Source organism: Gordonia sp. NPDC057258 (assembly GCF_042668985.1).
Taxonomy (GTDB): Bacteria; Actinomycetota; Actinomycetes; order Mycobacteriales; family Mycobacteriaceae; genus Gordonia; species Gordonia hongkongensis.
In genome coordinates this window covers 1-11,792 of the sequence record NZ_JBHUXZ010000061.1, presented here as the reverse complement: position 1 = coordinate 11,792, position 11,792 = coordinate 1, and the positions used below count along the sequence as shown (strand labels likewise).

The 11,792-nt window shown below is 59.2% G+C and carries 12 protein-coding genes and 1 pseudogene; 2 read left to right on the top strand and 11 right to left on the bottom strand.

Annotation, left to right across the window (positions count from 1 at the left end; translation table 11 throughout):
- Positions 1-90: 90 nt before the first annotated feature.
- A pseudogene (locus ACFUEJ_RS23790) lies at positions 91-381 on the top strand (IS3 family transposase); the annotation flags it as partial.
- A 119-nt stretch (positions 382-500) separates the two neighbouring features.
- Here the strand turns inward: ACFUEJ_RS23790 and ACFUEJ_RS23785 are convergent.
- Genes ACFUEJ_RS23785 through ACFUEJ_RS23740 form a run of 10 tightly spaced genes read right to left on the bottom strand, consistent with a single transcriptional unit; the run spans position 501 to position 10,610 of the window.
- Complete coding sequence (locus ACFUEJ_RS23785; protein WP_388032324.1) at positions 501-2,141, bottom strand: fatty acid--CoA ligase; 1,641 nt, start codon at positions 2,139-2,141, stop codon at positions 501-503.
- A gap of 29 nt (positions 2,142-2,170) precedes the next feature.
- Complete coding sequence (locus ACFUEJ_RS23780) at positions 2,171-2,860, bottom strand: hypothetical protein (RefSeq protein ID WP_388032322.1); 690 nt, start codon at positions 2,858-2,860, stop codon at positions 2,171-2,173.
- Between the two features lie 45 nt (positions 2,861-2,905).
- The gene (locus tag ACFUEJ_RS23775; RefSeq protein WP_388032320.1) at positions 2,906-3,862 is read right to left on the bottom strand and encodes an MlaD family protein; all 957 of its coding nucleotides are present in this window, start codon (positions 3,860-3,862) and stop codon (positions 2,906-2,908) included.
- A complete protein-coding gene (locus ACFUEJ_RS23770) occupies positions 3,859-4,902 on the bottom strand; it encodes an MlaD family protein (protein WP_388032318.1) in 1,044 nt (347 codons plus the stop codon). The genes ACFUEJ_RS23775 and ACFUEJ_RS23770 overlap by 4 nt, the downstream gene beginning before the upstream one ends.
- Positions 4,899-5,960 carry an MlaD family protein gene (locus tag ACFUEJ_RS23765; protein ID WP_388032316.1) on the bottom strand — a complete coding sequence of 354 codons (1,062 nt, stop codon included), beginning with the start codon at positions 5,958-5,960 and terminating at the stop codon, positions 4,899-4,901. Before ACFUEJ_RS23765 ends, ACFUEJ_RS23770 begins: the two co-directional genes overlap by 4 nt.
- Positions 5,954-6,949 carry an MlaD family protein gene (locus ACFUEJ_RS23760; RefSeq protein WP_004023294.1) on the bottom strand — a complete coding sequence of 332 codons (996 nt, stop codon included), beginning with the start codon at positions 6,947-6,949 and terminating at the stop codon, positions 5,954-5,956. Before ACFUEJ_RS23760 ends, ACFUEJ_RS23765 begins: the two co-directional genes overlap by 7 nt.
- The gene (locus tag ACFUEJ_RS23755; RefSeq protein ID WP_004023293.1) at positions 6,946-7,959 is read right to left on the bottom strand and encodes an MlaD family protein; all 1,014 of its coding nucleotides are present in this window, start codon (positions 7,957-7,959) and stop codon (positions 6,946-6,948) included. The genes ACFUEJ_RS23760 and ACFUEJ_RS23755 overlap by 4 nt, the downstream gene beginning before the upstream one ends.
- Complete coding sequence (locus tag ACFUEJ_RS23750) at positions 7,956-8,993, bottom strand: MlaD family protein (RefSeq protein ID WP_004023292.1); 1,038 nt, start codon at positions 8,991-8,993, stop codon at positions 7,956-7,958. Before ACFUEJ_RS23750 ends, ACFUEJ_RS23755 begins: the two co-directional genes overlap by 4 nt.
- An 8-nt stretch (positions 8,994-9,001) precedes the next feature.
- Positions 9,002-9,865: an ABC transporter permease gene (locus ACFUEJ_RS23745; RefSeq protein ID WP_014928961.1), complete on the bottom strand. Its 864-nt coding sequence runs from the start codon at positions 9,863-9,865 to the stop codon at positions 9,002-9,004.
- A gap of 10 nt (positions 9,866-9,875) precedes the next feature.
- A complete protein-coding gene (locus tag ACFUEJ_RS23740; RefSeq protein WP_033206584.1) occupies positions 9,876-10,610 on the bottom strand; it encodes an ABC transporter permease in 735 nt (244 codons plus the stop codon).
- A gap of 259 nt (positions 10,611-10,869) precedes the next feature.
- On the opposite strand from ACFUEJ_RS23740, the gene ACFUEJ_RS23735 reads away from it, so the two are divergent.
- Positions 10,870-11,346 carry a PaaI family thioesterase gene (locus ACFUEJ_RS23735; RefSeq protein ID WP_004023289.1) on the top strand — a complete coding sequence of 159 codons (477 nt, stop codon included), beginning with the start codon at positions 10,870-10,872 and terminating at the stop codon, positions 11,344-11,346.
- A gap of 135 nt (positions 11,347-11,481) precedes the next feature.
- Here the strand turns inward: ACFUEJ_RS23735 and ACFUEJ_RS23730 are convergent, their stop codons facing one another.
- Complete coding sequence (locus ACFUEJ_RS23730) at positions 11,482-11,613, bottom strand: hypothetical protein (RefSeq protein ID WP_257881396.1); 132 nt, start codon at positions 11,611-11,613, stop codon at positions 11,482-11,484.
- Positions 11,614-11,792: the final 179 nt, after the last annotated feature.

Sequence of the window (11,792 nt, the reverse complement as noted above, 5' to 3'; positions counted from 1 at the left end):
AAGTCCTTGGATGGAAAACTCCCGCCGAAGTCTTTGGCGAACAACTACACTCGCTACAACAACCCAGTGTTGCATCGACCGATTGAACGCGCCCAATTCCGATCGCGAAAATTCGTACACGCCTTGAACACTCATGGACTCACGGGGTCGATGGGCAAAGTCGGAGCGTGCGGGGACAACGCAGCGATGGAGAGTTTCTTCGCACTCCTGCAACGCAACGTGCTCGACCGCCAACGCTGGGACACCCGCGAGCAGCTTCGGATCGCGATCGTCACCTGGATCGAACGGACCTACCGCCGCCGGCGCCGGCAAGCCCGCCTCGGTCGGTTGACGCCTGTCGAGTTCGAAGCAATGATCAACACCGCCGCTGCCGCGGCATGACACCCAAACTGTCACCTATCCGTGCAGCAGTCCCCATCGGCAAATGCATTGCTTCTATAGAAGTGTGCCCACCGAACGCTGACGACGTTCGGTGGGCACACTTGCGCCCTATAGCGGCGCTAATTCGATACAACCGGCAGCTCGCCCTGCTCATGCTTCGCGCGTAACACCTTCTTATCGAACTTGCCCACGCTCGTACGCGGTACCTGCTCCACGAACGTCCAGTTCTTCGGGATCCACCAGTGCGGGATCTCCTCCGGGCAATTTCTTAGGCACCACTCGTGAAGCGTGTCAGCCGACACCTCTCGACCCGGTACCGGAACCACCACAGCGAGAGCTGTTTCCTGCCAACGGGGGTCGGGCATCGCGACAACCGCGGCCTCGGCGACATCCGGGTGCGACATGATCCAGTTCTCGAGCTCCACTGACGAGATCCATTCGCCCCCTGACTTGATGACGTCCTTGGACCTGTCGGTCAGCGTCAGGTACCCGTCCGGGCTGATGTGTCCCACGTCGCCCGTCCGCAACCAGCCACCCCGAAACCTCTCGGCGTCCTCGAGCCGGTAGTAGCTGCCTGTAACCCACGGACCCCGCACTTCGAGTTCGCCGACGGACTTGTCGTCACGGGGAACCGGCAGGCCGCCCTCGTCAATGAGGCGCATCTCCACCCCGCAAATTGCCCGTCCCTGCCGCTTGCGGTAAGACATTTCCTTTGTGGGGCTGATCCCGGCGGGAGGCCGACTTACCGCCGCAAGCGGCGACGTCTCAGTCATGCCCCAAGCCTGAATAATCTGTACGCCGAAGCGGTCCGCAAACCCCTCGATCAACGACTGCGGGACGGGCGCTCCACCACAGGCGACAAGGTCGATCGATGACAAGTCGACACCCGGATGCGCGGTACCGTACTGGAGAAGATCGTTCCAGATTGTCGGTACTGCTCCTGCCTTCGTGGGGCGATGTTGTTGGATCATGTCAGCGAGTGGCGCTGCTTGAAGGTATCGATCAGGCATCAGCAAGTCCGCACCCGCCATCAGCGACGCGTAGGGCAGACCCCAGGCGCTAGCATGAAACATCGGCACGACGGGAAGTACACGATCGGCTTCTGCGATCGCCAGAGCGTTACCGGTACAAGCTGCCATGGAGTGCACAAACACTGAGCGATGACTGTAGACGACCCCCTTGGGATCGCCTGTGGTGCCGCTCGTGTAACACATACCCGCAGCCGACCGCTCGTCGGGATCAGTCCAAGAGAACATTGGTGATTCTGCTGCGAGCGCGTCATGGTATCGCATCACGGTCACGCCGTGGCCGTCGAGCGGGGAGGTGTCACCGTCGCCGGTAACCAACACAACCCGAACCGTCGCCAAGCCTGGTAGGACCGCCGCCAACAATGGCACCAGCGACCCGTCCACGATGATGACTTTATCTTCGGCGTGGTTCGCGATGAACTGCAGTTGAGCCGGTGATAAACGGATGTTCAACGTATGCAGCACCGCGCCCATCGCGGGTACCGCAGCGTACGCCTCGAGGTGTTCCTGGTTGTTCCACAGCATCGTTGCCACGCGGTCGTCGCCGACCACGCCAGCCCCACGCAGAGCGTTCGCCAGACGTGCGCATCGCTCTTCAAGATCGCCGTAGGTCGCATACCGGGTAGAACCGTTCGCGGAATAGGTAATCACCTGTCTGGCAGTATGATTGGTTGCGACGTGGCGCAGTATCGATGACACTGTCATCGGCACCTCCTGCATGGTGCTTTTCATTAAGCTCTCCTTTCGCGGCGGACGCTGGACTATTCAGCAGGTCCGTAATCCTGGATCTGCCAGCCGTTGTCGGTCTTCAGTACGACTACTTTCAACAGTGTGGGGAGTTCGCTCGGCTGGGGGTTCTGAACATTCTGGGTCTTCTGGGTGGCGAAGACGAGCACCGTGTATTCCCCCCGGCTTTCGCTGGCGCCCCCGGTGACACTGGTCGCCAGTACGCGGCCCGACGCTTGGACCTTGGCCTGTTCCATGATTTGGGTCAAGGTGGGTTTGACATCGTCGTATCGCTTGACTAAGGCATCGCTGGCGTTCTTCTTCACTTCGGTAAAAAAAGCGCCGGTGTTTTGGTAGCTGTAGGTGAGCGACTTTGTGGTGTAGTCCGATGCTGCCTGCGCTGCTTGCGCTCGTTCTGTGGCAGCGTTCTCCACGGACGTCTTTGCTTCCCGCATGTCGATGTAGAGGTAAGCAAAGAGCCCGGCCAGCACCGCGAGTACCACCACGAGAGCGCGGACGGCCACCGCCTGGAGGCGTGCTGATCTCCATCGGTGCCTGGCCTCGGACGTCGGGGGGCTTGCCTCGTCCGAGGCGGGAACGTCTTGGGACGTCACAGATTCTGTGGCACCAGTGGCGTCGCTGCGATCTGCATTGTCGGAAGCCGCAGACAGCTCATCCTCAGTGCCGCTGTCGTCGGATTCTGGTCCGTTGTCTTGTGCCGTCATTTGCTGCCTTCTGTGAATGCTGGAGTGGGAACTATACATCGGGCGTCAGCGAGGTGATGGCGTGACGGCGATCGGAATCTGCGCCTGCCCCCGATGTGACGCTGGGAATGTTCTAGCCAGAAGATCACCGATCGATCCGAAGTCGATATAAGTGTCTGCGACTTTCGCCGTCGCCGGCTTCACAGCGCGGGTAATGGCGACTATGTCGGGCTGAAGTATCTGGATGTAGCCGCTGAGCTTTTCCACTAGCTTCAGGATCGGCGGCCATTTGTCGTAGGACGTAGAAGTGAAAACGATGAACGCACGTTGGATTCTCGCCAAACCGTCGACGGCATCCGGGGTCCGGACCGACGCGGTACTGAGCACACCGCCCACGTTCGACATAAGGCCCAGGAGGAACTCGGCATTGTCCGCAGTGGTACGGACGGCACCGTCGTCACCGACGAAGTCCACGAGGCGGTGCATCATGTCTCCGATCGTGTCGAGGTCCTTTTGCCGGCCATCGACTGCCGCCGAGATCGTCTCGTTGATGGACTGAATCGATGCTGGATCGAGCGCGTCGGCCACTGCCGACATTTTCGGGAGTACCTGGGGAACGGATTGGGACACGTGGATGGCGCTGGCGGGCACTAGGTCCCCACTACGCAAGTACTCACTGGTGGTTGCGCCCGGTGGGATGAAGTTGATGTATTGTTCTCCCGCGACCGAGAGGTTCTGGATCGTCATGACACTATCGCGAGGAATTTTATAGCCGGAGTCGATGGACATGTCGACGGCGAGCTGATTACCTGTGACGCGAATTGATGTCACCTTGCCCACCGGCACCCCCTCTAGCATTACCGGTGATGTGTCGAGCAGGCCACCCGAGCTCTCGAGTATGGCCGAGATCGCGTAGTCGGAGCGGAACGGGTTTATCCGTGCCACGTCGATGATCAAGTATGTTGCTCCGACGAGGAGAACAAGGACAAGGGCAACCAGCGATATGAGGGTGCTGCGGATCATGGCATCATTCCGATCGCTCGCAATACGGTTATGAACGACTCGGCATCACGCCGCGCCAGATCTCGGCCATCGATCGACACATCAGAGACGTTGATATCTGGCGAGCTGACGAATGGGATGAGCTTCTCGCGGATTACACGAGCCGCCTTGTCGGAAACATCTTTGGAGTAGATGTCTGAGTACGCGATGGACGCGACCACTGGCGCGATCGCGCCCACCGTTTCCTTGATGCGGGAATACTCAGGGTCGACGATACGGCCTGCAGATACCGCGAAGTCGCGCAGATTAGCGATGAGTAGCGCTACATCAATTAGCGAGTAGCCCAGGCCATAAAAGTTCACTCCCCCCTTGGTCAACATTCGGTCTGTACCTGACGGGTCGGCCAGGATCACTTTAAGTGTGCGATCGGCCGACTGCAGGATTACGTCGAGTTTGTCGGTGTTGGCAGACACCTCAGACACGGTGCGCAAGGTCGTGCGGTAGAGCGCATCGAACTGGGCAGGATCACTCGGAAAGGTCGAGTTCAGCGTCGATATCGCGGTATGGATTTTATCGAGTTCGCCCCCGCCCAATACGTTAGCCATACCCCGCATCACGTCCTCGACGTTGGCAGCCGGTTCGGTGCGTGTGAGTGGTATTACCGATCCCGCGTGCAGCAAGGCTTGGGTGGACTGCTGTGCAGGGGGAAGGATGGCCACGTAAATCTCGCCCAGGAGAGTGTCTTGGCGGAGCTCTGCGCGCGAATCTTCCGGCAATTGAGCGTCTCCATTAATTCGGGCGGCAACCAGCGCATGGCCTCCGTCGTACGCGACGCTGGTGACGGTACCGACGTCAATCCCTCGAGAGAGGACTTTGGCACGGGCAGGCAAGTTCAGAGCACTCGTGAACTCGATCTCGATGTCGTAGCCGTCTCGGGCGTGTGATCCCCCGATGGTCGGCGGGTTGTCGGCACTGATGCTGCAGGCGGCAAGGGCGATAGTCGCTGCGAACAGCGTCACGATCGCGGCCGTAACACGGCGGAGGTAGCGGTAGATCATCATCGAGATTGCCCTCCGATCAGGTTAGCGATCGCCGCCGCTTCGTTACCCGTCGCGCAAACGTCCTTGACGGAAGGAGGAGCGCACGCGATTTTGACAGTCTGCAGCGGTACAGACATTGCGAATGCCCGCAGGATCGACTTCGCATCCGGATGCTCAACGATGAGGTCAGCTGTTCGAGCGGCGACGGCCGCCAGTATGTTCTCTTGCTTGCCCGCTTGCGATAGGAGAGGAACCGCAGCATCACCAAGTGAGAAAATAGGTGGCCCGAAGTCAGACGATAGTCGCGACAGGATAGGGACGAAGGTGCCTGCGTACTCTGTCGCGGCGCCGAATGTTTGACCGAAAGCAACAATCACCTCAATCGCGCCGACGAAGTTGTCGAATAGCTGGGTCACCTCAGTACTGTTCTCGGTGGCAACACCGGTTAAGGTGGCGAGGTTGGCTACAATCCTGCGTATCTGACCGTCACGCCTGGCCGGATCGTTGATCAGCGCGGCCGAATCCTCGAGAATGCCGGAAATATCACCCTGAGTCCCGTCCATGTTCTTGGAGACGAGCGTAAGTGCTTGAAGAATCGCATCCGTGTTACGTCCGTCGTCTTTGACGAGTTCGTCTGAAAGAGTGCTAATCGCGTCGAGTGTCTGACTAATCCCCAGTGGGGTCCTGGTATTTGTCAGTGGGATGCACTCAGCCGACTTGTAATATTCTCCGCCACGATAGGGCTGGGTGAACTCGATTTGTCGTTCGGTGACAATCGAGGTGGACACCAGGGTCGCCCCCACATCTGCGGGAAGTGGCACGGTCTTGTCGATCCGCATGTCGACACGCACACCTTTCTGTCCCTCCTCGTGGATGCCTACGACGCTGCCCACCTTCTTGCCGAGCATCGCGACGGAATTGCCTTCGTACAGACCTGATGCGTCAGAAAACTCCGCACATAGTGATCGCGTGTCGTCGTCGGCTGTCGCATAGTCGATTCCGACGCCGCCGATCACTACTGCCAGTGTGACAATGGTGGCGATCGGGATCAGATGCCGACGCATCCGCTCCGTCAACATTTGTTATCACCAATCGGGATACAGACGCGGACGGTCGGTTCAGGACTCGCAGGTCCGACCTGCGGAGCATTGAGGAGAATGCTCAGTCTTCTGGTGATCTGATCGACCTGGGCCAGCGCGTCTTGGTAGGCGGGCATCTGGGCCGACACCTTGTTTAGAAGGATCTTAAACTGCTGTACCGATGGTTCTATACCGTCGCGGTACGCGACAAGCGGCCGGGTCAGCAACTTGAAAAGACGACGTAGATAATCGAACCCGCTCTGGACGTTGGCGATGTCTGGTCCAAGGGTGCGGGCAAGGAAGCTGAGCTGGCGTAGGAAGTCCACGAGTACCTGCTTGCGGTTTGCGAGGGCAGCGACATACTCGTCGGACAAAGCCACCGTCTTGTCGAGTTGTGCGTACTGACGCTCCAGCAAGTCCATCAGGCTGCTCGCGTTTTGCAGGGCATCAGGGATATTGGTGTTTCCGTCGGAAAAGGCATCCTGTAGCAACGCCGCCGTGCGCCGTAGATCAACACCACGCACGTCACGGAACACCGGTGTAGATGTCTCCAGGGTGCTGGAAATATCATAGGTGCTGCCTGTCTGCACCAGTGGGATCGCGCCGTCAATGGCCGACGGGCCTGAACCTGGGTCGAGGTCCAATACACGTCCACCGATAGGGGTGAGGAGACGGACGTTCGCCGTCGCGTCCGACCGAACGGCAATCGAGTCATCCAGCCGGAACCGCACGGTGATGAACGTTCCGGTCAGGTCGACCGACGCTACCTTGCCTTTCCTGATCCCGGCGATACGTACCTGGTCGCCAGCTTCCAATCCGCCGGTATTGACTAACTCCGCGCTGTAGATAGTTTGTCCGGGCGGCGAGATATACACAGCTCCGGCGGCGACGAGACCGGCCACCGTGACCATCGTTACGACCCCCGCCAGGATGAGGTCCCGCCGACGCTGCGGGCGGTGATGCGGACGCTTGCCGAAGAAACGGGTCACTGGCACACCACCAGTCGTTGACCCATCAGGGCGATCTGCACTGTTCTCGGTAGGTCGAGCACCCCTCGGGCACACCCTGCCGCCGAGGGCGGGGGAGTCGCGTTGGATGTTGCGGCCAGGGCGTCCAGGAGCGGCTTCAGGAGAACGGCACCATTCAGTAGGCCTTCTGTATCCCCTGGCTCCCGCACTAATCTCTGAAAGATAGCCGCGAAGCTGGTGTCGTAGGTCGACTCGATCTGCTCACCGGCGAGTACAGTCTTTGCCATCGAACGGTTGACCTCTCGCAGCGAGGCCCGCAGTCGATCGCTCACGCGGCTGAACGCATCGACGATTGACCCCAATTTGTCTATCAACTCAACCAGTTCAGCGGAGCGCCCCATCAACTGGTCGGACACCTGCCCCAGGCTCGTCACAATATTGGTGATGATCTCTGAACGCTGGTTCCCGTAATCAGTGATGTTCGCGACTTGCTTCATGACTGGTGCGATACCTCGACCGTCTCCCTGGGCAACCCGTAGAAGGTTCGACTGAAGCTCGTTGATTTCCGCAGTATTCAATGTATCGAATACTGGTTTGAAACTGTTGAATAGTGTCGATACGTCGAAGGACGGGACGGTCTTCTCGAGTGCCACCTGTGTGATCGAGTCCTGGTCGGCGCCTTGTCCGGCATTGATGAGTTCCACATACCGCTGCCCCAGCAGATTTTGGTAACGCACAGCGGCAGTCGTCGCGGGGGTAATCGCGACACCGTCATCCAGTTGGAAACGGACGATCGCTGTTGAGCCCTCGAGATCGACAGCCGTTACATATCCCACTTTCACTCCAGCGAGTCGTACCCCGTCGCGGGGCTTGAGTCCGGAAGCGTCGGCAAACACCGCGGAACGCTGCGAACTGGGTGATCCTTCGTTGGTCGGCTGCAGAATCGCGATGATGACATATGAAAGGACTCCGATGAGAGCGATGAACGCGACGATTTTAATGATTGTGGGTGTTAGAGACCTCAGAGTCATCGCGTGGCACCCCCCATTCTCAATGCGCCTTGTAGGGCAGGCGACGTCTGGACCACCAGTGCTAGCTGGAGCTGGACCCGTTCGTTGAATTTCGGCAAGGCTTTGTCGATGCCATCGAGGATCTGCGGGATCGTGTACACCGTGCGAACTAGCCCCGAGGCGGATCTGGCGACGGGCCGCGCTAGGTCAAGGCCGACGTCTAACAGCGAACTCAGGGCTGGGTAATTCTTATCGAGCAGGCCGCCGAGCCCACCGAAAAGAACCTTTCCCGTGTCGCCGAGATTACTCTTCGTGCGGTCGATGTTTTGTTGGGTGGCGAAAAAGTCAGCGATATCGACGTTCTTCAAGACGCCAGGGACAAACGGCGTCATGAAGTCGGCGACTCCGGTGGACAGGTTAGCCGCAATTCCTAGGTCCTCCCCGACCGGCCGTTTCTGGACATCTCGCGTGAGTTGCGCAATCTGGAGAACGAGTCTTCCGCTATCAGCCATTGCCTGCGAGTCCTCAACGATGAACCTCACTACCGCTTCAAATGAGGGCTGGTCCAGTGCCTCGACCAGCGTGGAGATCTTGCGAACAAGCGTTGACACCGAGGTCTGTTCAGATTGCAACCTGCTCACGTAGACACTCCCGCCGGAACCGATGGGTGGTCCTTGTCCAGGATCTACGATCTCCAGTGCAGTTGGTCCCAATGCGTTTGACGAGGTGTAGTTCACCGTCATGCCCTGCCGGAGAACTAGGTCGTTACCGGAACCGGTGAGGTTGATTTTGACCGCCGCGCCACGGTCTCGAACCGCGATGCTCGAGACCTCCCCCACGGTGAACCCAAGGTACTTCACATCCGATCCCCCCTTCAATCCGTCGCCTATCGCGTCGGTGTTGATGGTCAACGACGTGTGATCGCTGAAGTCGCCGTTAGCGTCACTTATCAGTAAGTAGGCAGCTATCGCGCCGAGGATCAATAGGGCGACCCCCCGAAGGGCCAGGTTCCCGTGCGACGGCTCGCGTCCGGACGGATCATGAAAGACAGCCACTGAACCCCCTACCCTGAAATCCGTACGCCGGAATCGAATCCCCACATCAGAAGGGTCAAGATCATGTCCTCCACGACGATGACTATGAGGCTCGTGCGGATCGCTCGACCGGACGCTCGACCCACCCCCTCAGCTCCGCCTGTGGCGAAGTAGCCCTGATAGCTATGGATAATCACTACAGAAATGACAAATACAAGAACTTTGATAAGCGAGAAGGCAAGATCCTGAGGTTTGAGGAACTGGTCGAAATAGAAATCGTAAGTGCCGCCGGATTGGCCGTGAACTTGTGTGACGACGAGTTTGGCGGCCCCGAATCCGAGAATAAGCGCGACGATGTACAAAGGAATCACGGTCGTGATCGACGCAACTACGCGAGTGCTGACGACGAATGGAATAGGACGTACCGCCATAGCCTCGAGAGCGTCGATCTCCTCGGAAATGCGCATCGAGCCGATCTCAGCTGTCAACCGGCAGCCGGCTTGTGCTGCGAACCCGATCGCCGCGATCATTGGCGCAAGCTCTCGGGTGTTGGCATAGGAAGAGATGAACCCCGTCAGTGAACCCATCCCTACGAGGTCCAGAGAGGCGTAACCCTGGATACCGATTGAGGCGCCGACGGCGATGCCGAGGATGGCGAGGACGATGGCCGTTCCACCACCGACCAAGACTGCACCTCTACCCCAGGCGAATTCTTGTATGTAGAGCAGGGTTTGGCGTCGGTAGGTGGTGATCACATGGCGGATGCCGAGGACCGCGGCGATCACAAAGGTCGCGACGTGCCCCAAGCGTTCAGGTACGTGTACAACTGGCGCGATCACGGCTTCGACAGGGCGGGTGGCGGCGGAGAACCTCCGGGAGGGAACGGTGGTCACGAGGCGTTTCTCATCCAATAGTTTGGGGGACGAACATGGTTGTTAATTGCGTGATAAAGACATTGATCACGAAGCATGCGACGACGCCCAGTACTACGGTGGCATTTACTGAGGTTGCGACGCCTTTAGGGCCGCCTTTCGTCGACAGGCCGCGGTGACAAGCAATCGTCACCACTACAAGTCCGAACACAAGCGATTTGCATAGAGCGACAACGATGTCTGTTATCGATGCGAACGAAGCGAACGAGGCGACGTAGCTGCCTGGTGTGATGCCTTGGACGTCGACGCTGATGGCGTAGCCCGCCAGCAGCCCGGTGAAGACGATTAGCATGCAGAGCAGCGGCGCGGTGATCAACACAGATACGAACCGGGGCGCTACGACTCGCCTGATCGGATTGAGTCCGAGTGTCTCCATGGCAGCAATTTCTTCGCGAATCGTTCGAGCACCCAAATCAGAGGCAATCGCTGATCCGGCCGCGCCCCCGAGTAGGAGGGCGGTAACGATGGGCGCTCCCTGTTGAATAATCCCGAGGCCACCAGCGGCGCCAGCTATTGACGTGGCCCCAACTTGCTGAGTGAGGCTACCCACCTGTACTGACACGATGACACCGAATGGCACAGCTACGAGAATCGCCGGCAGAGTTGTCACGACGATGACGAACCAGGTCTGCGATACGGCTTCGCGAAACGGAAATCGTCCTGTAGCAATGTCTACTGCTACCCACCGCAGGGCCTGACCAGCCAAGCCGACGGTGTTACCAAAAGTGGCAGCGCCGTCTAGCAGACGGTTGACGCCTGTGCCGGTGGTGATGGCCATCTCCCCCCCCTAGTGCGCGTGGTGTGCGCCACTCCATTCGCGTGTGCGTAATGGACAGTATCAGGTACTGGCAGTATTACCTATAGTGGTGAGCACAGACCGTGTTCGGGACCGGTTCCCACACCTCATCGATCCCCCCGCACCCTGTTGCGTAGGTGGCGGGCTGAGTTAAGGACAACGATCAGAGATGACCCCCGAAGCAAGACTGCCGGCACACTCGTCCCAGTGCATGGGCTGCGGAAGCAGCAACCCCCACGGACTTCAACTTGAGGTCTACCGGAGCGGCGAGCGGGTGTACGCCGATCACACCTTCGACGAGAAACACCTCGGCGCGCCCGGGTTGGCGCACGGTGGCGCGATCTCGGCCGCCTGCGACGACATCATGGGTTTCACCCTGTGGATCGCGCGGACCCCCGCGGTGACCCGCACCCTGACCGTCGAATACCGCCGGCCGGTCCCGCTGCACACTCCCATACGTCTCACTGCCTGGATTGACCACGAGTCGGATCGCCTACTGCACATCGCGGCCGCCGGATCGTTCGATGAGCAAACGTACTTCACCTCTAGCGGTGTTTTCGTCAAGGTCGACGTTGCTCACTTTCGACGTTATGCCGACGTATCAACAATCGATGACTTCTTCGCCAACTTCACGCGGTCAGACTGACGCCGCACGCGTCTCCGTTCTGCGCGCCGCCAACTCTGCGAGGTACGCGACCACGTTCGGCGATCCACCGCCAGCGGTCAGGCTGCGACGGTCAACAGGGCTGGAACTGCAAACGCTCGGCCTTCCACTGCCGGTTCAGTAGCGACAGGAAAACAACACCGCAAGGACCGGCTTGACCGCGAGGGTCAGGCCGAGCGGATTGCCCGCCCACCAGTCGCGGCGCTGCAGCATCAGGCTCGTACACAGCGGCTGAACCATAACGGTCACCGGCAGCACTGTTCTCACAGGATTGGAGGGGAGGGCGGCGAGCTCCCTCGAATGTGCAGCTCTCTTCCTTCCGTCCTGGCTACAGTTGAACCGCCCCGGGTCTGTCGGAGGCTCTCGAACCTGTGAAGGATGGAGAGCATGGCAGCACCACGCAAGTACAGTGAGGAACTCAAGGACCG

Coding starts and splice junctions, on each gene's coding strand:
- ACFUEJ_RS23785 (WP_388032324.1), bottom strand. CDS start 2,141: ATGAAAAGCACCATGCAGGAGGTGCCGATGACAGTGTCATCGATACTG.
- ACFUEJ_RS23780 (WP_388032322.1), bottom strand. CDS start 2,860: ATGACGGCACAAGACAACGGACCAGAATCCGACGACAGCGGCACTGAG.
- ACFUEJ_RS23775 (WP_388032320.1), bottom strand. CDS start 3,862: ATGATCCGCAGCACCCTCATATCGCTGGTTGCCCTTGTCCTTGTTCTC.
- ACFUEJ_RS23770 (WP_388032318.1), bottom strand. CDS start 4,902: ATGATGATCTACCGCTACCTCCGCCGTGTTACGGCCGCGATCGTGACG.
- ACFUEJ_RS23765 (WP_388032316.1), bottom strand. CDS start 5,960: ATGTTGACGGAGCGGATGCGTCGGCATCTGATCCCGATCGCCACCATT.
- ACFUEJ_RS23755 (WP_004023293.1), bottom strand. CDS start 7,959: ATGACTCTGAGGTCTCTAACACCCACAATCATTAAAATCGTCGCGTTC.
- ACFUEJ_RS23735 (WP_004023289.1), top strand. CDS start 10,870: ATGACCCCCGAAGCAAGACTGCCGGCACACTCGTCCCAGTGCATGGGC.